Origin of the sequence: Halomonas sp. AOP7-B1-5 (genome assembly GCF_052353045.1) — a bacterium.
GTDB classification, from domain to species: Bacteria; Pseudomonadota; Gammaproteobacteria; order Pseudomonadales; family Halomonadaceae; genus Vreelandella; species Vreelandella colorata.
Genome location: NZ_JBQTDC010000016.1, coordinates 1 through 22,275, shown reverse-complemented (window position 1 = coordinate 22,275; position 22,275 = coordinate 1). Strand labels below are relative to the sequence as shown.

Genomic DNA, 22,275 nt, shown 5'->3' with positions numbered 1-22,275 from the left:
AGAGTTTTATTCTGTAAAGAGCCTTATTTAGCGCTCTTATAGCGAGGGTAAATATCCTCGATAAGCGTACGGGAAACCCGCCAGCTAGCTACTGGCGGGTTTATTCTTTATCACCGTTCCAAGGGTTTTCAACACCTAGCGTATCGGCGGCAAAGGCTTCGCGTTCACCTAATGGACGATCCTCGCCTATGGTGGTGTCCCTATAGGTCTGGCGCTCCATCTCACTGTTCACTTCTGCGCCAAGCAATACCACAAAGGCAGAAAGCCAAAACCACATCATTAACACCACCACCGCGCCCAGTGAGCCGTAAAGCTCGCTGAAGCTTGTGAAGAAGCGCACATAAAGGGAAAGCCCACCCGATCCCAATAGCCATAATATGGTGGCCAACAGCGTGCCGTAGCTTAACCAGCTCCACTGCGCTGCTCGTCGATACGGCGCAAACCGATACAATAAGGCAATTAAAAAGCTCATGATGACCAATAACGCAGGCCAGCGCAGCCACTTAAATAGCTGATCAAAGGGAGGTTCCACGATTAATGCGTCGACCAGCACCGGTACGATAGCGATAAAGCCAAGCGATATAAGCGTCATGCCGATCAGCCCAAACGTCAGCAGTGTTAATACAACGCCACGAAGAAAGACGTTACGCCGCTCCTTTTCGCCATAAACCACATTGAGTCCCACCACGAGCACACCTACCCCTTTGGAGGCGATATACATCGCGACCAAAAGCCCCACAAGCACCGTCATCACGCTGCCTGATTCGGTACTTTCAACCACTGCCTGGGTCTGCTGGTCAATAAGGTCTGCCGCATCCGGAGGCATAAAGCGGCTTATCTCATAAAGCTGCCGACCCGCTTCAACCGGGTCGAACAGTAATCCCCACAGCGAGATCACTGCGGCAATGGTTGGAAATAGCGCTAACAATGCGTAAAACGCAACGCCAGCGGCCAGCATGGTAAGACGGTCACGCTTGGCGGTGCGCAGCACGCGCCACACGATGTCAAACCAACCCCGGCGCGTAATTTCATCTGGCTTCTCGGCATCCCGTCCCCGATGGTTCGGTGCATTCTCGTGACTCATTACGCCCCTTCCCAGATTAGTAACAGTGCCAGTGTGATAGCGAGCGCCATCATCAAACCGCTCGTATGGTGCCGCATCCAGCCTTCCATGCCCGTTAGTTGAGTTAAGCGCTTCATTACCTGCTTTTCAATCAATAGAGTGATATCAACAGATGTCGATTTAGCATTCTTAAGCCACGCGCCGCTTAAGCGCAGCGCATTCACCACTGTGTAACCGAGCGGTGCATAAAGCCACCACAAATCACCGGCAGGTGGCGTGCCGATACGCAGGCGGTGCGTTAATAGCCAGCCAAACCCAACCACTAAAACCCCAGCAGGTAGCGGCCATATCAGGCTAACCCACTCTTTCAACGGCGGGATGGCAACGCTTGCCTCGGGCAGTGGCAGCCACACCGGGGTAATTAGCGCAGCGACCAGTGTCGCAAGCCAGGCGCCCCACTGCCCCGGATGGCTACCGCCTGCGCTGCGCTGCTGCCATTGGCGCCATAAGCTAACGCTTACCAGTGCTGATGTGCCCATGGCTGCCCAGGTTAATAGCGTAATCAACTGCTCATGATGCATCTCATAAAGAGCGCTCTTCACGGTCCACTTGCTGATCAAGCCCGCGCCAAACGCCCCGGTAAGCGATAATGCGGGGAGTGCCAGCAATATCCAAACGACCGTTAATGGCCAGCGAGGTAAGTGTTCACTAATGCTGGTGCCCATAAACAGTGCACCTTTCGCCAGCGCGTGGTGAGCAGCAAACAGCACAACGCCCGGTAACAACAAAGGCCATACGTCTGGCGCCGCCAGCCCCATGGCCACCATCGCGGTGAGCATACCCATCTGGCTGATACTGGAGTAGGCAAGTATGGCTTTGGGATGACGCTGCCACACGCCATATAGCGCCGCTCCAAAAGCCGCGGCTAATCCCGCTACCAGGATTATTTCGCCCAGACGGACTAGCGCTTCTGACATGGCGGGCTCCCCAAGGGGCAGTACATAAATCCAGCCGAGCAATCCCGCCTTGATCATCGCCCCGCTCAATACGGCGCTGGCCGGTGCCGGGGCAGCAGGATGCGCCAGCGGTAGCCATACATGCAGGCCGATGACCCCTGCTTTAATGCCCAGCCCCAGCCACAGCAAGCCCGCCATCAGAGCGCCATGCTCGGCGGTAGCGATTTCCTCGCGCACGCCCTCTAGCAACAGCGTTTCTGCACTGCCCGCCGCCCAAAGCAGGCCACCCAAAATTAAGTTTTCACCGATGATTGCCAGTATCAGATAGGCTTTCGCGCCCAGCTTTGCCTCAGGCGTGCCGGTATGTATTACCAGGGCGTAGGCGGCAAACGTCATCACCGCGAACCCCAGGTAAAAGCTGGCGATATCCTGGGCGATAATCAGCAAAACATTGCCCACAAACGTCAGTGGCCATAGCAGGGCCAGGCGCAGCAAGCGGCGTTCAGCAGCATGATCGCCCGTCTGAGCCTTTGCCTGCTCCTTGGCAAAGTAACCCCGGGCATGAAAGGCCGCGAAGCTCCAAAGCAGCGCCGTGAACGCAAGCCATGGGCGGCTAAGCGCATTAAGCGACCACTGCCCGCCCAGCATCCAGGCATCGATTATCCACTGGGATTCGCCTACGTAAGCTAGCAAGAGCGCGGGCCACGCCGCACTTAACCACCACCATGAGAAATAACGCCGCTGAACAGCGGGAGTACGATAGGCCTGCCATACCCCCAGCAGCATTACGCACAGCGGCCAGCAGAGTGCACTTACCAGCAGCAGTGTTATCATTGTAAATACTCCCCTACCGCTACCCGGGTTGCCCAGTCCAGCGGGCTAAACGGCAGCCCGGCAAGCAGCCCCGCTGCCAAACTGATCACCGCGGTAAACACCGCCGGCCAAAGCAGCCAACCGTGGGTTTCCAACCGCCCCAAGCGCTGCTCGTTTGGCCAGTTGCCATGGCCGTGGGCAGGCCCCACGCGAAACCACAGGCGATACACAATCGGCAGAAAATAGGCCGCATTTAGCGCACTACTGGCAACAAGTACGGCAATGACCCAGTACATTTCAGCCTGAATGGCGCCAATGCCCAAATACCATTTGGTGATAAACCCAGCGAAGGGGGGTAAACCAATCATGCCTAGCGCCCCCACCGTAAAGGCCAAGCTGGTAAGCGGCATGCGCTTACCAGCCCCGTCCATCTCATCAATACGGTGAATGCCCAGCTCTTCTGCATAGATGCCCGCACAGAAAAACAGCGTCACCTTCATAAGTCCCTGGTGCAACAAATGGGCAAGCGCACCGATCGTTCCAAAGGGGCCAAATAAGCTTACGCCAAGCACGATATACGACACCTGACTGATGGTAGAGAAGGCGAGCCGAGGCTTTAACTCGTGCTGAGCGATGGCCCGTACCGAGCCATAAATAATGGTAATACAGGCCGCCACGGCAAGGGCTGTGGTCACGCCCAGCTCAACGCTTAGCTCGATACCGTAAAGATCATAAATAACCCGCAAGATCCCAAAGGCGCCGGCTTTTACCACGGCTACCGCGTGCAGCAGCGCGCTGACCGGCGCAGGCGCCACCATCGCCCTGGGCAGCCAACCATGCAGCGGTACCATGGCGGCCTTCACGGCAAACCCGCCCACCAGCAGGGCGAAGATAAACGTGAGTAAAGTGCGGTGATCGCCCAGGTAGTCACCCAGGCCTCGTTCAGAGGCAAACGAATGCTCGCCCGTTACGCTATATAACAGCACCACGCCGAAAAGCAGCACGACACCGGCGGTCAAGGTATAGCGCAGATAAATCCGCCCCGCATTCAGGGCCTTATCAGTGCCCGAATGAACCACCAGCGGATAGGTGGAAAGCGTCAGCATTTCGTAGAAAATCAGAAAGGTAAATAGATTGCCCGCAAGCGCGATGCCCAACGTACTCGCCACACACAGGCTAAAGAAGCCAAAGAAGCGCTTACGGTTCGCAGTGCCTTCCAGATATCCGATAGCGTAAACCGTCGTGCACAGCCAAAGCAGTGACGACAGCCCGGCAAACATCACCCCCAACGCATCAGCACGCAGGACAAAATCAATATTGCCCACTATCTGAAAACTGAAAATAGCCTCATCGCCCGCCACTACCCGCTGAATCATCAACGTGACCAGCGTGATTTTAATCACGGCGGCCAGCAAGTTAATGCTGGTACGCAGCCGCCTTGACTCTTCAGGTAGGGAGAAAATGATAACCGCGGCCAACAGGGAGGCGGCAATCGCCGTTAAAGGTAGCCAGGCGGCGTTCATAAGCTACCCCCATGGAGAAGTTCTAACGGGAAGTGAGCGAGCAGTCCCAAGACAAAGGCTGCCAATGCCAGGCAAAGCGCGATGATATCCATACCCGGGGAAAGCGGCTGATAGTGGTGGCGCGGGGCAGTTTCCATAAAGGAGTAGCGGAAAAACCGAAAAACATACGCAGCCGTTAACAGCGTGCCGATTAATAGCGCGGCCACCGCCCACCACTGCTGGGATATCACCATGGCCTGCAACAGCAGCCATTTGGCCGTAAAGCCTGCGCTAGGCGGTAGCCCCATTAATGTGACCGAAGCAATGCCAAACACTAATAACGAAAGCGGCAGCTTGCGGCTACAGCCTGCAAGCCCCTTCAGCGTGGTTTCACCGGTTGCCAGAATCAAATTGCCGGCGGCCAGAAACATGGCGGCTTTGGCTAACGCATGCCCCATCAACTGCAGCCAAAACCCTTCCCAGGCCAGCGCCTTGGCAAGCGGCCCGACGTTTGGGCCTAACAACAACGGAAATACCACCATCAAGTAACCAAGCTGGGCAACCGTTGATGAAGCCACTAGCGTTTTAAGAGACTCGGCGCGCCAGGCAATTAACCCGCCCCAAATAATCGCCAGCATCCCCATCCAGGCGACTAGACGAGGCGCCCAAAAAGTATCCGGTAGCAAAATACTCCACAGCTGCAGCAACACAAACAGCGAGGCTTTAACTACAAGCCCTGCATGCAGCGCGCTCACCGGTGTCCAGGCACTGGCATGCACCGGGGAAAGCCAGGCGTGCAGCGGAAACAGAGCAGCCTTTAACGCCAGCCCACCACCGATCAACGCCGCAGCAACCCAGGTAACCGGGCCAGGCTCAACCACCTGCGCAAGCCCGGCTAAATCAACTTGCCCCCAGTAGCCCAACAGCAGCGCCACTCCTAATAGGTAGGCGAGCGATCCCACCAGGGTGAGCAGTAAATAGCGCATGCTGGCGAAAAGCGCTGGCGTCTTACCTGACAGCAACAACATGCCGACGGCTGCCAACCCCATCAGCTCCAATGCGAGGTAGAGCGTAATAAGGTCTGTCGCAAGCCAAACCAATGAAAGCGCGCTAACTACCACGCCCATCAGCGGCCACAGCCAGCGGGCTAGACGTTCCGGCGGCGAAACGCTTAGCAGGCCAGGCGTATAGAGCGCCGATGCCGCGCCCAGCCATTGCGTCAAGAGTAACAGCAGTATGCTTACCCCATTAAGGCGCAGCCCAATGCTGACTCCCAGCACCTCCCCTTGCCAACGCAGCAACCCTATCTGCGTAAAGTCGACCAATAATAAAAGCCCAGACGTCAGCAGTGGAGCACATGCCAGGGCCACTACCCACATGCGCTTTGGAGGCCATACCGCCGCCAAACCACCCAATACAAGCGGCATAGACAAGGCAATGGCCAACGCCCAGTGGCTGGTTAACAGCGGCTCAAACGTGCTGTCTGCTAGACCAAATCGCCACATCATTGCTTCGACTCCTGTGGCTCGCTGGCACCCAGTAATGCCGCTGGCCCTTCGCGCAGATAGAGCGTTCGAATCAACAAGGCGCTCAGCAAGGAGCCAAGCCAAGCGACCACCAGCCCAATGGTAATCAGCGCCTGGCCTTGCACGCTCGTTCCCGCCATTCCCGCCAAGAGTAAAAACACACCGGAACCCATCACATTAAACGCCAGCAGACGGCGTAATAAATGCCGATGCCAGGCAAAAGCGCCCATCGCAGTGGCAACGATCACCACACCAACGAATAGCAGCGGATGCTCAAGCGGTGAATAAACCATGGCGGGGAGTACAAAGCGGATGACTGTGCCAACCATGACACACCAGGCAAGCGCCAACAGCGTGCGAGTCATGCCCCGTGTCAGCGGCTCTTTAAAGTGATCGTAGCGTGGTAAAGCAGACGAGCTGACGGGAAAGATGCCTAACGCGTAAAAAAAGCAGGGTACGGTGAGTAGCGCGCCAATGATTGCTTCTGCAATCGCTAGCCAAGGCGCGCCTAATGTCAGCCAGGCAAGCGCCATGCTCAGGGTAAACACCCCAAAGCAACAGCAGGCACGCACCAAATGGCGATCAAATAAACACAACAGCGCTGTTGTCATAAGACAAAGCGCTAATAGGACTTCTATTACATCAAGGGACGCTATCACTGCCTTTGCTATCCTTGCCCCGGCTTTTCGATAGGTTACTGTGCCTGCCTTTTGATCACTTGTCGACGCAGCCTTACGCTAAACGCTCACTTAGCCAGCGGCCAATATCGCCTACCTGCTGGGGGCAAAGCGCGTGAGCCATCGGGTACTGACGGTAGTTAACTGTGTAGCCCTGCGTCTTGAGCCGCTCAAGCGCCGCACGGCCTAAACTCTCCGCCACGATCGGGTCAAAGTTGCCGTGATGTACTTCGATAGGAATGTGCTGGTTCGCCTCGCTGGCTTCAATGCTGTCCGCCGTGGCAAAGTAGGTTGACATGGCCAACAGCCCGCCTAACGGCAGCGGAAACGATAACGCCGCCTGATAGGCAACCGCCCCACCCTGCGAGAAGCCCGCCACGATAATCCGCTGGCTGTCGATACCTTGATCGATCTGCTCCTGAATCAGCGCCTGAATACGTTCAGCAGAGCGTTTGAGCTGCGCTTCATCCACCCTACGGCCTAAATCCATAGCTAATATATCGTACCAGGCAGGCATGACCATCCCGCCGTTAACGGTGACCGGCAGCCGTGGCGCGTGAGGCATGATAAAACGCACGCTGGCATCCTTGGGAAGGTTAAGCGCGGGTACCAGCGGCTCGAAATCATGCCCATCAGCGCCCAAGCCATGAATAATAAACACGCAGGCATCGGCGGGCTGCCCATTTTGCGGCTCAATAATCAGTTCGCCAGGTTCGGTCATGTTACTCATCCTTACGTATTAATTAAAAAAGCACCCTAGCGCAAACCGGCAGTGGCGGCGAGCACTTGCGCTTAAAAGGTCCACATCCGAGCTTAAAAGGGCCACACCAGAGGAATCAGAGCTAGCGCGATTGCCCCGGTAATGACGTTTAAACCACCGCCTACGCGTAGAAAATCACTGATACGATAGCCGCCGGGGCCATACACCATCAAATTGGTTTGATAGCCGATCGGGGTTAAAAAGCTGGCCGAAGCGGCAAACATAACGGCGACCACATACGGCATGGGGTTTACTCCCAGGCTCTCGGCGGCGGCCATCACCACAGGGAAGATAATCACGGCAGCGCCGTTATTGGTCACCAGCTCAGTCAATAGCGCGACCACACAGTAAGTGCCTATCAAGAGCAGCCACGGATTACCGCCCACAATATTCAAAACGCCACCGGCAATAGCGTCAGCCGCTCCCGAACTTTGCAGCGCCGCCCCTACCCCGAACGATGCAGCAATAGTTAAAAGCACCTGACTATCCAGCCCGCGCTTGGCCGCTTCTACCGAGCAGCAGCCAGTAACAAGCGCCAGTGCCGCGCCCAGCATGGCGGCATTTAGCATGCTCACCACGCCGAATGCCGCCAGCAGCACCGCACCTAATAAAATTCCCCAGGCCAGCGGCGCCTTTTCATGAACCGGCCGTGCAGAGCCGTTCAACTCACTGATCAGCAGGAAGTCTTTTGACTGTCGATGACGCTCGATAAACGGCGGGCGAGCTTCCAACAGCAGCACGTCAGCAGACTGCAAACGTACCTGCCCAAGGTTACCGGTGACCCTTTCGCCGCCTCGGCAAATCGCCAGTACGGCCGCCCCGTAAAGCGTTCTAAAGCGCCCGTCGCGAATGCGCTGACCGATAAACTGACACTGGTTGGAGACTACGGCCTCGACCAGGCGGCGTTCTTTAAACTCTTTTTCCAGGCTTGAAGCGCTATCGCGCGAGGGTATCAGGCCACGAATCTGCTGAAGCTCCACGGCGGCATCGCTGGTACCGGCAAACACCAACCGGTCGCCGCCCTTTAACTGCTCCCCAGGCCCCACGACGCCTACCACGTTGCCATCGCGCTCGATTTCAACCAGAAAAAGCTCTTGGAGATGGCGCAAGCCTGCTTCTTCGACCGTGCGATTGACCAGGACGCCCTCCCGATCGACTTCCATTTCAATGGTGAACTCACGCGGATTGGCAAAGGCATTCCCCAAGCCCTCACGGGCAGGCAGCAGGCGCGGCCCCAACATGATCAGGTAAGTAAGCCCCACCACGGCCACAGGGATCCCCACCCAGGCAAGATCAAACAGCCCCATGGTCAAATCAGGGTAACGATCAACCAGCAGCCCATGCACGACCAAGTTGGTACTGGTACCGAACAGCGTGATAGTGCCACCCAGAATGGAGGCAAAGCTTAACGGCATGAGTAGCCGTTGAGGTGAGCGCCGCAGCCGACGGCTCCAGCTCATCACAGCCGGTATGTAGGTAGCGACTACGGGTGTGTTATTCAAGAAACCACTTAACGAGGCAACCGGTAGCAGGAGCCGAACCAAGGCGCCGCGTTCGCTTTTCGGCCGCCCCAGAACATAGCGAATAATCAGATCGATGCCGCCCGTTTCGCGGATGCTGGCCACCAGCACGTACATAAAGGCGACCGTGAACAGGCCGCTATTGGAAAAGCCGCTTAGCGCTTGGGTAGGATCAATCACGCCCAGCGTCATTAGTAGAATAACGGCGCCCAGCAGAATAATATCCGGCCCTAACCGCGATACGCTCATTAACGGAAAAATAGTGATAACAACAGCGACCGCAATCCAAGCATCCAGCGTCATAACGCAGCATCCCTAACAAAAAAGCATGCGCTATTGTGACGCCAACCTCATATTCTAAAAAGTTATTTTTAGAAACATTTAAATATCGAAATAGAATAAAAAGTTTTTCTTTGCCAAACAAAAAACCCCGCACATGGCGGGGTCTTAAGCCAACTAGCGTTAACCGCTAGCTGCAAACATCAATAGTGAAACTTAGTTCACAACTTTGATGTTAGAAGCCTGAAGGCCTTTTTTACCCTGAGTGACGTCGAAGGAAACCTTCTGGCCGTCTTGCAGAGTTTTGAAACCGTCAGCTTGAATTTCGGAGAAGTGCGCGAACAGGTCGTCGCCATTGTCGTCCGGAGAAATGAAGCCGAAACCTTTAGTGTCGTTAAACCACTTAACGGTACCAGTTGCCATGATCGAAATCCTCGATGTAGCTTAATGTAAAGCCGGGAAATACCCGAATTGCAGTGGGTAGAACAAGAAACTTTCACCAGACTCACGCTTAGGCGTTCGATACTGCTGACAACGTTCGACTTGCTAACCAACTGCGTGAAGCATGCGCTTAACTCAGCCGCACGTCAACACTATGCTGAAAAAAAAACTTTATGCAACAAGTTTTATTCTAAATCTCATTTAATATCCATTTAGCCGCTTTTTCGGCGATCATCAGGGTCGGAGAATTGGTGTTTCCGCTGGTAATGGTCGGCATGATACCCGCATCGGCAACGCGTAGTCCTGTGATGCCATGCACTCTTAATTTTGCATCTACCACAGCCATAGGATCATCTGCACGGCCCATTTTTGTAGTGCCTACCGGATGGAAGATAGTGGTGCCAATATCGCCGGCCAAACGCGTCAGTTCATCATCGCTTTGATACGCAGGACCAGGCTTCACTTCCTCCGGCGCGTATTTGGCAAACGCAGGCTGTTCGGCAATCCGGCGAGTCATTCTGAGCGAATCTGCGGCTACCTTGCGGTCTTCAGGCGTACTTAAATAGTTGGGCGCAATCGCCGGGGCCTGGGAAGGGTTGCGGCTTTTTAAACGCACCGTTCCGCGGCTGGTGGGATTTAAGTTGCATACACTGGCGGTAATGGCCGGATAAGGATGCAGCGGCTGCCCGAACGCCTCAAGACTTAATGGCTGAACGTGGTACTGAATATTAGGGTACTCATACTCGTTAGAACTGCGCGTAAAAGCGCCAAGTTGTGACGGTGCCATGCTCATGGGGCCGGTGCGCTTGCATAAATACTCCCAGCCAATACCTGCCTTACCCAGCAAAGTGCCTGCTACAGCATTAAGCGTTTTTGCATTGGTGACACGATACACTGAGCGGATCTGGAGATGATCTTGCAGATTCTCGCCTACTCCCGGCAGGTCATGCACCACCTCAATGGCATGCTCTTCAAGATGCGCTTTAGGCCCGATACCCGATAGCTGCAAAAGATGCGGCGAGCCAATGGCGCCGGCGCACAAAATTACTTCTTTACTGGCGCGGACGTTCAGGTTTTTACCGCGCTGGGTAACGTCTACTCCGTTACAGCGTGGGCTGCCCTGATCATTTTCAAAGCAGAGTCGATTCACCTGGGTAGAGTGCCAAAGCGTCAAGTTTTTACGTTTAAGCGCGGGGCGCAAAAACGCCTTGGCCGTGTTCCAGCGCCAGCCATTGCGCTGGTTTACTTCAAAGTAGGCAACGCCTTCATTATTGCCGCGGTTAAAATCCTGGGTGCGTGGGATACCAGCCTGCACGGCCGCCTCGGCAAAGTCGTCCAGTACATCCCACTTCAAGCGCTGCTTTTCAACCCGCCACTCACCGCCATCGCCGTGAAAGTCGCGCTGCTCGGCATCCGCATCGCCTCCTTCATCCAGCCGGTAGTGGCTTTCATGCTGCATAAAGTCCGGCAGGCAGTTCTCCCACCGCCAGTCATCATCACCCACGATTTCTGCCCAGTGGTTGTAGTCGCGTGCCTGGCCGCGCATATAAATCATGCCGTTGATACTCGAACAGCCGCCCAGGGTTTTACCGCGCGGGTAAATCAGTGAGCGGCCGTTCAAGCCCTGCTCGGGCTCGGTACGAAACAGCCAGTCGGTGCGCGGGTTATTAATGCAGTACAGATACCCCACCGGAATATGGATCCAGTGATAGTTATCGCGCCCGCCCGCCTCGACCAGCAGTACCCGATTCTTCGGGTCGGCGCTTAACCGGTTGGCCATCAGGCACCCTGCGGTGCCTGCGCCTATCACGATGTAGTCAAATGCCAAGGTTTGTTGTTGTGTCATTCGCCTTGCTCCGCATCAACTTATTACTGCTTATTTATTACTTGGCAGTTGGCATCACAAACTCAGCCCCGTTATCGATCGAATCTGACCAGCGCTGCATAATCGATTTCTGCTTGGTATAAAAACGTACGCCCTCTTCACCGTAGGCGTGGGTATCGCCGAACAGCGACCGCTTCCAACCACCAAAGCCATGCCACGCCATCGGCACCGGAATAGGTACATTGATACCCACCATGCCGACCTGAATGCGGCGCCCAAACTCTCTTGCCACGCTGCCGCTTTCGGTAAAGCAGCTAACGCCATTGCCGAATTCATGATCGTTGATTAACTGAATGGCCGTGGCGATATCCGGCACGCGCACACATACCAACACCGGACCAAAGATCTCCTCTTTATAGATCGTCATTTCCGGCGTGACGTGATCGAAGAGCGTTCCGCCCATCCAGAAGCCGTCGGCACAGTCATCACCTGCCTGGGCGGTATCAAAGCTGCGGCCATCCACAATCAGCTCTGCGCCTTCCGCTACGCCTTTTTCGATATAGCCGGTAATACGCTGGAGGGCCTGGCACGTTACGATCGGCCCCATTTCGGCGTCCAGCTGCATGCCATCTTTTACTTTTAGCGTTTTGGCACGCTCGGCAAGCTTGGCCACCACGCTATCGGCCACGTCGCCAACCAGTACCGCCACGCTAATCGCCATGCAGCGTTCGCCCGCCGAGCCGTAGGCAGCGCCGATTAATGCATCCACCGCTTTATCGAGATGCGCATCGGGCATGACGACCATATGGTTTTTCGCCCCGCCCAGCGCCTGTACACGCTTGCCGTGTTTGGCGCCCCGCTCATAGATCAGGTTGGCAATTGGTGTAGAGCCGACAAACGAGAGCGCTTTTACCTCGGGGTGATCGATTAAGGCTTCGACAGCTTCTTTCCCCCCCTGCACCACGTTAAACACGCCATCGGGTAAACCGGCCTGCTTTAGAAGATCTGCCAGCATTAATGAAGCGCTAGGGTCGAGCGGGCTGGGCTTGAGAATAAAGGTGTTACCCGTGGCGATGGCGATTGGGAACATCCACATCGGCACCATCACCGGGAAGTTAAACGGCGTGATACCCGCCACAACGCCAAGCGGTTGGCGGACAGTCCAGTTATCGATACCGGTACTCACCTGCTCGGTGTAGTCACCTTTAAGCAGTTGGGGGATGCCGCAGGCAAACTCGACAATATCGATTCCACGCGCCACCTCGCCCTGAGCATCGGTAAATACCTTGCCATGCTCCTGGGTAATCGCCTCGGCCAAGGCATCTTTATGGGTATTCAATAATTCCAGAAACTTGAATAACACCCGGGCCCGGCGAATGGGAGGCGTATCGGCCCACACAGGAAACGCTGCACTGGCTGCTTTTACGGCCGCATCCACATCGCTTGACGACGCTAGGGTAACGCGGCCGGTTACTTGGCCGGTGGCCGGATTGAACACATCCTGAGCATCGCCTGCGCTCCCGTCGCTGACTTGGCCATTAATAAAGTGCTGAATTGCTGTTGTTGTCATCACGGCTACCTTTATAAGCAGAGCAAATTAGATCTCCCCAGACTAGCGTGATTGCTTCTGCAAGCAATTGAGTAAATTTAAATTGGGATATAAGCTCTGCTAATAACAAAATAATAACGAGGAGGCGATATGCACGAATATGCGACGCTACGGGCATTTGTGACTGTGGCCCGGCTAGGCAGCGTCTCACGCGCGGCGGAACAGTTGCACCTTACCCAGCCGGCTATCAGTCTAAAGTTGAAGCAGCTTCAGCTAAATCTGGGGCTTACGTTGTTTGAACGCCGCTCACAGGGCTTAGCGTTAACCTCCGATGGCCATGCCCTCCTCCCCTCTGCCGAGAAAGCCCTGGCCAGCGCCTATGCTTTTGAGCAAACGGCCAATACCCTGCACAGCACACCAAGAGGCAAGCTCAAGATAGGTACAATTGTCGACCCGGAATTTATTCGCCTGGGCGCTTTTTTGCGCCGCTTAATGACACAGGCACCGCAGCTTGAAACCGAGCTTCATCACGGAATGAGCGGCAGTACGTTAAGACGTGTTGAGCAAGGTGATCTGGATGTAGGGTTTTATCTGGCGCCGCCCGGCCTGGGTACCAACCATGAAGCGCTTGCTTGGCGCGAGTTGACTCATTTTCACTATTATGTTGTTGCCCCAATGGGCTGGGATGCCCAGTTGGCCGATACACGTTGGGAAGCCTTGGCCCGGTTGCCCTGGATCGTCACGCCCGAGGACTCGGCCCATCACCGCCTTTTACACCACGCGCTTGCCAGCAGTGACGCCACGCCCAACCGCGTTGCCAAAGTCGATCAAGAAGCCTGCATGCTCGATTTAGTCCGCGCGGGCGTTGGCTTGAGCCTGGCACGCGACGCTCTGGCCATGACCGAGCGTCAGGAAAGCGGCCTTGTCGTTGCCAATGATATTCGCCTGCCTTGCGCACTTAGCCTGATCTGGCGTAAAGACCGCGCAGAAGAACCAACCATTGATGCAGCTCTACGTACGCTGGGCGAAGTATGGCCCTCTCTTTAAGTACTGGCTTTAAAAAGCGGGGCTGGGCCATTAGCGATAAATACGTCACGCAACAATTGATATAGAGCTTGCTAGCTTTTTATTAGCGCTTTCCGAACTCTTTAAAAATGTTACTGCCCCACTATTACGCATAAAGGCTGATTGTCTACTAAGGTAGATAGCCACCTTGATTAGACCAGTCGGTTTTAACCGATATGGACATTGAAGCGTTGATCTAACGATACGCGTTGATCTAAAGATAGGAGATCTTATGAGCAACAGCATCACGACCATTAACCCGACTACCGGTGAATCGCTAAATACCTATACGCTGATGGATTCCAGCCAGGCGAAGCAGGTTGTCGAAGCAAGCCATCAGGCATTTCTTGAATGGCGTTTAAAATCTCTTGAGCAGCGCGCCAAGGTCGTTAAAGCGATCGGCGAAGCGTTAAACGCCCATAAAGATGAACTGGCCGATCTAATGGTCAAAGAGATGGGCAAACCACCTGAGCAAGCTCGCCAGGAAGTTGACCTCTGCGCTGGAATCTGCGATTACACGGCAGAGAACGGCCCGACAAAACTGGCCGATGAAGAGCGCAAGCCCGGCAATGGCGAACGCGGCCTTATTACCTACTCACCGATGGGTGTTATTTACGGCATTCAGCCGTGGAACTTCCCGGCGTATCAAGTCGTACGCTACTCAATCGCCAATATCATGGCGGGCAACAGCGTACTGCTAAAACATGCTGAAAACGTGACCGGCAGCGGCCTGTTGCTTGAAAAGATTTACCGTGAGGCAGGCCTGCCTGAAAACGTCTTCCGCACGCTGGTCATATCCCACGATACGTCTGATGAAGTGATCGCTCACAAAGCCGTACGCGGTGTGACGCTCACGGGCAGCGACGGCGCAGGCCGTAAAGTGGCGGCCAAGGCAGCTGAGCATTTGAAAAAGACCGTGCTGGAGCTGGGCTCTAACGACGCCTTTTTGGTACTTGATGACGCCGATCTTGAGGTCGCGGTTAATACCTGCGTTCAGGGCCGGATATTCAACGGCGGCCAGACCTGTGTGGCAGCCAAGCGCTTTGTGGTCACAGATGCCAACTACGAAGCCTTTAAAGAGCGCTTTGTAGAGAAAATGAAATCGTTAAAAGTCGGTGATCCAAACGCTAGCGACACCGACCTTGGCCCGATGGCGCGTGTGGATTTGCGCGATGCGCTGCACGAACAGGTGGAGCAGAGTGTCAGCAAAGGCGCCAAAATACTCTGCGGCGGCGAAAAGCCAACCGGTAAAGGCGCTTTCTATCCGGTGACCGTGCTAGATAACGTCACCCCAGGCCAGCCCGCCTACGATGACGAACTGTTTGGCCCGGTGGCAGCACTGATTCGTGCCAAGGACGATGAAGACGCCATGCGCATCGCCAACGACAGCCGTTACGGTCTGGGCGGCGGAATCATCTCCAAAGATACCAAGCGTGCCACGGAGCTTGCCAGCAAGTACTTCGATACCGGTATGGTGTTTATCAATGGCTTTGGTGTTGCCACCCCGGAAATGCCGTTTGGCGGGGTCAAGGACTCAGGCTATGGGCGCGAACACGGCGGCTTTGGTATGCACGAATTCGTCAATGCGAAATCCGTTATTGTCGTTCAGGAATAATCGGTAACGCCGTTAGGCGATTGCCACCGGTAAAATGAAGCGCCGCCAGCACCCTGGCGGCGCTTTTAATGTGAAAATGAAAATGCTATCAGCCCGCCTGCTGAGCCTGATGCTCAAGCTCTTGGGTGACCTCTGGAGTAAGCTTTAACGCCTGTGCCAGCTGATCCAACCAGGCGCGCTCCATGGGGTTCTGGTCATCAGTTACCGCAACACTCATTAAATACATTTCCCGGGCGGCCTGGGGCGAGTCGGCTTCACGGGCAAGCGCTTCGGCATCCAGCGGAGCCTTTAGCTGCCTTTCGACCCAGTTATGCATCTCCTGATCAGCCCCTAGCGCATCAATCTGCTCCGTAATCAGCGCCTGTTCCTGCTCATCAATATGCCCGTCGGCGCGGGCCGCCATTATCATGGCCTGCAACAGCTCAAGGCTACGGCGCTCTTGAATCTCGCCGCTTAATACATCAACGCGCTCGCCTTCTGCTTCACTACTGGTGGCTGGCTGATTCTTGGCGGCCTGTGAATTCTGCCAGGCCTTCCAGGCCAACATGCCAACACCTGCAATAGCACCATACTTGAGCGCTTTACCGCCCATGCTACGGCCACGTTTGGAGCCGACCAGCATGCCCATGGCGCCACCGCCCAAAAGGCTCTTAACATCAAAACCACTAGAGGAGCTACCACCCTGGCTGCTGCCACCTAACTGTTTAGAAAGCCCACCGAGGATGCCTTTAACATCGACACCACTGCCGCTTTTCTGACTACCGCCAGCTTGCTGCATAAGCTGCTGAAGAATTTTACTTGCGTTCATCCCTGTACTCCTTGAGCTGATAGACAGAACTGAGTTTAGTGCACTTAAAACGCTATAAAACGCCTTGTACTTGCACCGTGCTGCCTTGTCGGCTGGCACGTACTTCTATACGAACCGGCATTTGCTCTTTGAGTTCGCTGACATGAGAAATAATTCCAATCATGCGCCCGCCCATTTGCAGCTCGCTCAGCATGGCGATGGCTTGATCGAGGGCATCCTGGTCCAGGCTGCCAAAGCCTTCATCAATAAATAGCGTATCGAGCTGAATGCCACCCGCATAGGCCTGCACCACATCAGAAAGCCCCAGTGCCAGCGACAATGCAGCCATAAACGATTCACCGCCCGAAAGCGTCGCAACGGGCCGATTTTTACCGGTATACGTATCGGCAACATCAAGCTCCAAACCAGACGCCTTATTACCCTTGGAAGGGTCTTCACGGCGTACCAGCTGATAACGCCCCCGGCTCATCCGCACCAGCCGCTCGGATGCCTGAATAAGTACGTCGTCCAACAGTACCCCAAGCACAAAACGCTGCAGGCTAATGCGATGCCCGGTGCGTCCATTGGCGATCTCGCTCAGTGTTCCCCACAGCCGATACTCGGCTTCAAGCTCCGCCTCGGCAGCGTGGGCAGCCTTGAGCTTTTGCTGAGTGGCGGTTAGCTGTGCGATTCGCGCCGTCAAGCGCTGGTAGGTTTGATCGCAAACCTGCTCATGCGCCTGCGCGGCAGTCACTTGCTCAGTCAAGGCTGTCAAATCAGGCGGTGTTAGGCCCTCAAGGCGTGCCTGGCTTGCCTCAAGCTGACCATCCAGCTTGGCCAATGCCTGCTGAAAGTGGGTGACGCTTTCAATAAGCGCTTGCCGCTCAGGCGCTTCCAGGCGGGCTTGAAGAAAGTCAGTGTCGCTGTTGAAAGCGCTACCGCTTAGCGCCAGCTGCCATTCGCTTTGGGCCGTGCTTAGCACCTGAGTCGCGGCGGCGGCGCGCTGAACAATATCTGACAACGTGGTTTCAGCGCGGGCCAGCGCCGTTTGTGCGTGATGAGCACTCTCCTGAGCAGATTGCCACGCCGCCTCAGACTGCTGAATGTCGCTTTGCACACGGCCAAGCTCTGCCTGCAGCGCCTCAAGTGACCCATGTGGCTCGGGCAACGCCCTGCGCAGTTGCTCACATTGGGCTTCCAACTGATGGCAGCGCTTTTGGGCGGCCTCTAACTCAGGCTGTTGAGACTTTATCTGGCTATCCAGCGCTTTCCATTCGCTGCGCTGTTGTTCAAGCGTACGTTCCTGCGACGCAAGCTCTTGGGTAAGCACTTGATAGCGTTCAACATGCTGCTGGCTCTCCTGGCAGGCAGCCTCCAGCGCGCTTAGCGGCTTGGCTCCCCACTCGCCAAGCGTATGACGCAAGTACTCGCTCTGCTCATCGTTATACTTAAGCTGTTGGGCCAAACGCTGCTGCAACTGTTGAGCCTGCATCAGCGCTTGGTGCGCCTGTTCATACTCCGTGCGTGCGTGCTTCACATCCGCTTGGGTAACGGGGGGCTGTTCTTGTATGGCGGGCGCGGGGTGATCGCAGCTGCCGCACACCGGGCAAGGCTGCTGGGTTTGCAGCCGAGCGGCGAGTAGCGCGGCCTGGCCATGATGCCAGTGCATCTCCTGTTCTGTGGCGCGACGCTTATAGCGTTCAACCGCTTGCTGATGATGCTCAATATCGCTTGCCGCCTGAGCCACTTGCTCAGCCAAGGCAGTGCGCTGGGATTCAAGCCCGGCCAGTGATTTCCGCTGCGCGTGCAGCGCCTGACGGCTTTTTAATACCTCACCGCAGCCCGCGAGGTTATTGCGCTCTATCTGTTCCGCTTTTAGCTTGGCGGCAAGCGCCTCGCCCTGCTCGGCGATGGTGTTGCGCTGCTGCGTTTGTTGGTCAAGCTTTTGATGCAGGCTTTGCCATGTTTGTTGCGCCTGCTGCAGCGACTGCTCTACACCAGTGAGCGCCTGAAACTGCTCCAATGCTTGCTGTAAACGACCCGCCTGTTCACGGCGTTCCGGCAACTGCTGGTAGCGGGTTTGTGCCTGGTGTAACGCTTGCTGAGCGTGTTGATGCGTCGCCTGCTGTTTTTCGACGGCCGTTTGTGCCTGAATGCGCTCCTGCTGGGTAGCGCTTGCCGTTTGCTGCGCCGTTTGCACACGGTGAAAGGGTTCGGCCAGCGCCTGGGTCTGTTCATGGGCGCTTAGGCGCTGCTCCGCGCGCTCTATTTCTGGCTGTTGGTGTAGCAGCTGGTTTTTTTCTGCGCCCAGAGCCGCATGGCGATCAAAAAGCGCTTGGCACTCCTGTCCTTGTCGCTCGGCAGCCTCTGCCTGTTCACGCTGCTGTTTGGCAATGGCTAACGCCTGTTCCGCAGCCTGATGCTCTGGCGCCAGCGTTTCCAGCGCTTCAATAAGCGCTGCTTCGCTTTCACTATCGCTTGCATCCAGAATGCCCTGCACGCGGTGCTGGTGATCTTTCACCGCCCGCTCTATTTGATTGGCCTGCGTGCGCAGATGCTCTTCGATGCGTTGAAAAATCTGGGTTTGAAACAGCTGGGAAAAAATCTTTTCGCGATCTTTTGATTCCGCCAGCAGCAGCTCTCTGAATTTTCCCTGGGGCAGCACCATTACCTGACGAAACTGGCTGGCATCCAACCCCAATAGCGCCTGCACTTGAGCGGTAGCATCGTTAACGCTACGCGCGACGAGGCACTGATTTTCCTTGCCTTCAGCGGTTAGCCGCCACAGCTGGGCTTCCGCGTTTTGCGTTGTCGTCCCTTCGCCTCGCGCTTTAGGGCGTTCCTGCTGAGGGGCGCGGCGCACCCGATAGCTCTCTCCACGCAGGTAAAAATCCAGCGTTACTTCGGTTAGCAACGTATCGGCGGCCTGGTCGCAGCGCATCTGGGTGCCCGAGCGCTCTTCCCCGGTGGTCTGGCCATAAAGCGCGAAGCAGATGGCGTCCAGAATCGAGCTTTTTCCGGCGCCTGTCGGGCCGTTGATCAAAAACAGCGGGTTTCTACCCAACTGAGCAAAGTTGATGCTCTCCTCTGCCGCAAAGGGGCCGAAAGCCTGCATGGTGAGTACGAGTGGCGTCATGGCTGGCCCTCTTCATCGCGGCTGAGGGAAGTAATCAAATCACTCATGGCGCGCGCCTGGTCAGCGCTCATGGTGTCACCGCTGGTTTGTTCGAAGAAGTCGCTGAACATGTCCAAGGCATTAAAGCGCAGCCGTTCGCGGTCCAGCTGCTGACGCTGCTGCCCGCCCAGCATGCCAGGCTTTTCGAGATGCAAAACGTTAGGGTAAACCGCGCGAAGCTTGCCCATGGGGTCTAAAATGGCGTGGCGGTCGGTCAACCTAACCAGCAGATAGTCATCAACGCAAAGGTCCTCGCGCCCCTGCCTCAACAGCTCATCAAGCTCGCCTTCCAGCACGCGCACTTCACGCCTGGGCACCAGCGGGCGATGCTCAATGCCGGTAATGCCCTCTTTGCCCATATCCACGAGCGTAACGCCTTTACGCTGCCGAGCTTCGGAAAAACTGTATTTAAGCAGCGAGCCGCTGTAGCGAACATGCTCGCCGCCGCGGTATTGCGGACCATGTAAGTGACCAAGCGCGACATAGTCAAAGCCCTGCATGGGCTCCCAGGCAACGCTTTCTGCACCGCCAAGGGTTAACGGGCGCTCGGAATCAGACGCGCTGCCGCCATCTACAAAGCAGTGGCTCATCAGTATGGTCGGGCGGGTAGCATGGCGCTTTCCATCAATACGCTTTAGCAGGTAACGGTGGGCGCTAGCAAAGTCGCGGACCAGCTCACCGAACTGACTGCGTACGTATTCGGGGTCGGCGTAAGGCACGCCAAAAATATCCACCTCGACGCCGTTGATGGCGAGCGTAGTAGGGGTATCGCATGCGCTCAAGTCAGAAAGAATATGCAGCCCAGCCTGACGCAGATGGCGTGCGCCAAAGCCCAAGCGCTCGGCACCGTCGTGGTTGCCGGAAATCATCACTACCGGCAAGCCACGCGCTTGGCAAAGCTCACCCAGCACATCATCGAGTAGCGTGACGGCCGCGGCAGGCGGCACCGAGCGGTCATAGATATCGCCTGCAATCAGCACAGCGTCTACGCCTTCGCGGTCAACGATCTCGATCAGCTGGTTTAGAACGTGGCGCTGGTCTTCAAGCAGTGAGATGTTGTGAAACAACCTTCCCAAGTGCCAGTCGGCGGTGTGGAGTAGACGCATAGCAGGCTCAACAGCAGGTTAGGTGGTAGCATCATAACAACCTAACCTGACGGCGTTTAGCCTTTACTGGTGAGAAACACTCAAGGGGTCTTGGGCAGCTGGCGTTTATGCTCAGTGCGGGTATAGGTGTCGATGATGGTGGTGTACGCCTCATCACTGATGGCATCGCCAACCAGGAAGGCATCAATATCGACATAAGTTACGCCTAGCGCCACTTCATCCGCCAGCTGGGGTTTGAGCGTTTCCAGGTCAGCAGTGGGCTGCTTTTCAACCAAAGCGGCGGGTGCGCCCAGCGCCGCACCGACTTCACGAACCTGGCTTTTGGTTAGCCCGGTGAGTGGCGCAACGTCACAGGCACCGTCGCCATATTTGGTAAAAAAGCCCATTAGCGCTTCGGCGGCTTGATCCGTGCCGACCACCAGGCCGCTTCGCGCTCCCGCCGCCGCATATTGCGTCACCATACGCTGGCGCGCCTTGATATTGCCCAGCACAAAATCGCGGTGAGCGTCGTCTCTAAACGTTAGCCCGCCCTCTTCCAGTGCGGCCAGAAGGGCATCGCTTGCCGGTTTAACGTTAACACTCAGCACATGGTCGGGTTCGATAAACGACAGCGCCTTCTGCGCATCGTCTTCATCCTGCTGGGTACCATAAGGCAGCCGCATTGCGTAAAAAGAAGCATCTACACCCTGCTCACGCGCCCTATTAACCGCCAGCTGCGCCAAACGACCGCCTACCGTGGAATCCACACCGCCACTAATGCCCAATACAAGCGCATGCTGCCCTGTATCGATCATTTGACGACATAAGAAATCAACGCGCTTATCAACCTCTTGCTGAGGGTCAATACGCGGCGTTACCTGTAAAACCGTTTGAATATGCGATTGGGTTGCCTGCCGATCTACCATCTTGGCCTCCTTGCGGGTCGAACGTTAATCCATAGCGGATAGCGTATGATTCAGGCTAGAGCAGAAATGGATTCGGTTCTACTCATCCAGTGGTGCGCTACCTTCCAGTACACTGCTGTGATGTCGAGGAATACACTCCAATGCATAGTGCGCGGCGGCTAGGCGTACCTCGTTACGATCACCGGAAAAGCGGCGCGTCTCAGTGATCATGTAAACCTTGTGGTCGTGGCGAAATGCCCAGGCAAAACATACCGTACCCACGGGAATATCATCATGCGGCTCAGGGCCTGCAATGCCAGTGTTGGCCACGGTGACGTTGGCATCGTTATTATTAAGTGCGCCCAAAGCCATTTCTCGGGACGTTTCTTCACTGGTAAGTCCGTACGTATCAACCGTATCGAAACTGACCGATAAGTAGCGATTTTTCGCTTCCGGTGAATAAACTGCCAGGCCGCAATCAATGCATTGGCCACTGCCAGGCACACGGGCCAGCTCAGAGACGATCAGCCCCGCAGTGCATGATTCGGCGGTGGCCAATTTGAGGTTTTGCTGCTGTAGATAATCAGTAATCTGCTTAAGCAATTCCATTGCATTACTCCTATCCAAACGACGTCCTTTTATTTGCACTTCTATTGAAATGTAGCCGTTCTTACAGAGGGTTAAAGGCTTGGTTACCAACTTCACTATTTGTTAATAGAGTGCTTAGGCGCG

At 55.7% G+C, this 22,275-nt stretch carries 17 protein-coding genes; 2 read left to right on the top strand and 15 right to left on the bottom strand.

Translation table 11 applies throughout. From position 1 onward, the window contains the following. Positions 1–100: 100 nt before the first annotated feature. The 10 genes from ACT3XD_RS09740 to ACT3XD_RS09695 all read right to left on the bottom strand — a co-directional run bounded on the left by ACT3XD_RS09740 (position 101) and on the right by ACT3XD_RS09695 (position 12,932). Positions 101–1,084: a YihY/virulence factor BrkB family protein gene (locus tag ACT3XD_RS09740; protein WP_192536840.1), complete on the bottom strand. Its 984-nt coding sequence runs from the start codon at positions 1,082–1,084 to the stop codon at positions 101–103. After that, entirely contained in the window at positions 1,084–2,853 is a 1,770-nt protein-coding gene (locus tag ACT3XD_RS09735; RefSeq protein WP_192536839.1) for a proton-conducting transporter transmembrane domain-containing protein, read from the bottom strand. Before ACT3XD_RS09735 ends, ACT3XD_RS09740 begins: the two co-directional genes overlap by 1 nt. Continuing rightward, positions 2,850–4,355, bottom strand: a complete 1,506-nt coding sequence (locus tag ACT3XD_RS09730; protein WP_192536838.1) for a proton-conducting transporter transmembrane domain-containing protein — start codon at positions 4,353–4,355, stop codon at positions 2,850–2,852. The genes ACT3XD_RS09735 and ACT3XD_RS09730 overlap by 4 nt, the downstream gene beginning before the upstream one ends. Further along, positions 4,352–5,842 carry a complex I subunit 5 family protein gene (locus tag ACT3XD_RS09725; RefSeq protein WP_192536837.1) on the bottom strand — a complete coding sequence of 497 codons (1,491 nt, stop codon included), beginning with the start codon at positions 5,840–5,842 and terminating at the stop codon, positions 4,352–4,354. Before ACT3XD_RS09725 ends, ACT3XD_RS09730 begins: the two co-directional genes overlap by 4 nt. After that, entirely contained in the window at positions 5,839–6,471 is a 633-nt protein-coding gene (locus ACT3XD_RS09720; protein ID WP_192536836.1) for a Na(+)/H(+) antiporter subunit B, read from the bottom strand. Before ACT3XD_RS09720 ends, ACT3XD_RS09725 begins: the two co-directional genes overlap by 4 nt. Before the next feature lie 121 nt (positions 6,472–6,592). Then, a complete protein-coding gene (locus tag ACT3XD_RS09715; RefSeq protein ID WP_192536835.1) occupies positions 6,593–7,258 on the bottom strand; it encodes an alpha/beta hydrolase in 666 nt (221 codons plus the stop codon). Between the two features lie 92 nt (positions 7,259–7,350). After that, positions 7,351–9,120: an SLC13 family permease gene (locus ACT3XD_RS09710; protein ID WP_192536834.1), complete on the bottom strand. Its 1,770-nt coding sequence runs from the start codon at positions 9,118–9,120 to the stop codon at positions 7,351–7,353. Positions 9,121–9,312: 192 nt separating this feature from the next. After that, positions 9,313–9,519, bottom strand: a complete 207-nt coding sequence (locus ACT3XD_RS09705; protein ID WP_018916514.1) for a cold-shock protein — start codon at positions 9,517–9,519, stop codon at positions 9,313–9,315. 208 nt (positions 9,520–9,727) lie between these two features. Then, positions 9,728–11,383, bottom strand: coding sequence for a GMC family oxidoreductase (locus tag ACT3XD_RS09700; protein WP_192536833.1), 1,656 nt, complete (start codon positions 11,381–11,383; stop codon positions 9,728–9,730). A gap of 37 nt (positions 11,384–11,420) precedes the next feature. Continuing rightward, positions 11,421–12,932 carry a CoA-acylating methylmalonate-semialdehyde dehydrogenase gene (locus ACT3XD_RS09695; RefSeq protein ID WP_192536832.1) on the bottom strand — a complete coding sequence of 504 codons (1,512 nt, stop codon included), beginning with the start codon at positions 12,930–12,932 and terminating at the stop codon, positions 11,421–11,423. A 129-nt stretch (positions 12,933–13,061) separates the two neighbouring features. Between ACT3XD_RS09695 and ACT3XD_RS09690 the strand changes: the two genes are divergently transcribed. Together ACT3XD_RS09690 and ACT3XD_RS09685 are read left to right on the top strand one after the other, a co-directional pair. Further along, a complete protein-coding gene (locus ACT3XD_RS09690) occupies positions 13,062–13,958 on the top strand; it encodes a LysR family transcriptional regulator (RefSeq protein ID WP_192536831.1) in 897 nt (298 codons plus the stop codon). Between the two features lie 250 nt (positions 13,959–14,208). Further along, positions 14,209–15,591 carry an NAD-dependent succinate-semialdehyde dehydrogenase gene (locus ACT3XD_RS09685; protein WP_192536830.1) on the top strand — a complete coding sequence of 461 codons (1,383 nt, stop codon included), beginning with the start codon at positions 14,209–14,211 and terminating at the stop codon, positions 15,589–15,591. Positions 15,592–15,679: 88 nt separating this feature from the next. On the opposite strand, the gene ACT3XD_RS09680 is transcribed toward ACT3XD_RS09685, so the two are convergent. The 5 genes from ACT3XD_RS09680 to ACT3XD_RS09660 all read right to left on the bottom strand — a co-directional run bounded on the left by ACT3XD_RS09680 (position 15,680) and on the right by ACT3XD_RS09660 (position 22,152). Next, positions 15,680–16,399, bottom strand: coding sequence for a tellurite resistance TerB family protein (locus tag ACT3XD_RS09680; protein WP_192536829.1), 720 nt, complete (start codon positions 16,397–16,399; stop codon positions 15,680–15,682). A gap of 52 nt (positions 16,400–16,451) precedes the next feature. After that, on the bottom strand, positions 16,452–19,514 hold the full coding sequence (locus ACT3XD_RS09675) for an AAA family ATPase (protein ID WP_192536828.1): 3,063 nt from the start codon (positions 19,512–19,514) through the stop codon (positions 16,452–16,454). After that, positions 19,511–20,659 (bottom strand): exonuclease SbcCD subunit D, encoded by a 1,149-nt coding sequence (locus ACT3XD_RS09670; RefSeq protein ID WP_192536827.1) that lies wholly within the window; start codon positions 20,657–20,659, stop codon positions 19,511–19,513. The genes ACT3XD_RS09675 and ACT3XD_RS09670 overlap by 4 nt, the downstream gene beginning before the upstream one ends. Positions 20,660–20,739: 80 nt before the next feature. Then, positions 20,740–21,564 (bottom strand): ammonia-dependent NAD(+) synthetase, encoded by an 825-nt coding sequence (gene nadE / locus ACT3XD_RS09665; RefSeq protein ID WP_192536826.1) that lies wholly within the window; start codon positions 21,562–21,564, stop codon positions 20,740–20,742. Positions 21,565–21,642: 78 nt separating this feature from the next. Further along, complete coding sequence (locus tag ACT3XD_RS09660; RefSeq protein ID WP_192536825.1) at positions 21,643–22,152, bottom strand: CinA family protein; 510 nt, start codon at positions 22,150–22,152, stop codon at positions 21,643–21,645. Positions 22,153–22,275 lie beyond the last annotated feature (123 nt).

Coding starts and splice junctions, on each gene's coding strand:
- ACT3XD_RS09740 (WP_192536840.1), bottom strand. CDS start 1,084: ATGAGTCACGAGAATGCACCGAACCATCGGGGACGGGATGCCGAGAAG.
- ACT3XD_RS09735 (WP_192536839.1), bottom strand. CDS start 2,853: ATGATAACACTGCTGCTGGTAAGTGCACTCTGCTGGCCGCTGTGCGTA.
- ACT3XD_RS09730 (WP_192536838.1), bottom strand. CDS start 4,355: ATGAACGCCGCCTGGCTACCTTTAACGGCGATTGCCGCCTCCCTGTTG.
- ACT3XD_RS09725 (WP_192536837.1), bottom strand. CDS start 5,842: ATGATGTGGCGATTTGGTCTAGCAGACAGCACGTTTGAGCCGCTGTTA.
- ACT3XD_RS09720 (WP_192536836.1), bottom strand. CDS start 6,471: ATGACAACAGCGCTGTTGTGTTTATTTGATCGCCATTTGGTGCGTGCC.
- ACT3XD_RS09715 (WP_192536835.1), bottom strand. CDS start 7,258: ATGACCGAACCTGGCGAACTGATTATTGAGCCGCAAAATGGGCAGCCC.
- ACT3XD_RS09710 (WP_192536834.1), bottom strand. CDS start 9,120: ATGACGCTGGATGCTTGGATTGCGGTCGCTGTTGTTATCACTATTTTT.
- ACT3XD_RS09705 (WP_018916514.1), bottom strand. CDS start 9,519: ATGGCAACTGGTACCGTTAAGTGGTTTAACGACACTAAAGGTTTCGGC.
- ACT3XD_RS09700 (WP_192536833.1), bottom strand. CDS start 11,383: ATGACACAACAACAAACCTTGGCATTTGACTACATCGTGATAGGCGCA.
- ACT3XD_RS09695 (WP_192536832.1), bottom strand. CDS start 12,932: ATGACAACAACAGCAATTCAGCACTTTATTAATGGCCAAGTCAGCGAC.
- ACT3XD_RS09690 (WP_192536831.1), top strand. CDS start 13,062: ATGCACGAATATGCGACGCTACGGGCATTTGTGACTGTGGCCCGGCTA.
- ACT3XD_RS09685 (WP_192536830.1), top strand. CDS start 14,209: ATGAGCAACAGCATCACGACCATTAACCCGACTACCGGTGAATCGCTA.
- ACT3XD_RS09680 (WP_192536829.1), bottom strand. CDS start 16,399: ATGAACGCAAGTAAAATTCTTCAGCAGCTTATGCAGCAAGCTGGCGGT.
- ACT3XD_RS09675 (WP_192536828.1), bottom strand. CDS start 19,514: ATGACGCCACTCGTACTCACCATGCAGGCTTTCGGCCCCTTTGCGGCA.
- ACT3XD_RS09670 (WP_192536827.1), bottom strand. CDS start 20,659: ATGCGTCTACTCCACACCGCCGACTGGCACTTGGGAAGGTTGTTTCAC.
- nadE (WP_192536826.1), bottom strand. CDS start 21,564: ATGGTAGATCGGCAGGCAACCCAATCGCATATTCAAACGGTTTTACAG.
- ACT3XD_RS09660 (WP_192536825.1), bottom strand. CDS start 22,152: ATGGAATTGCTTAAGCAGATTACTGATTATCTACAGCAGCAAAACCTC.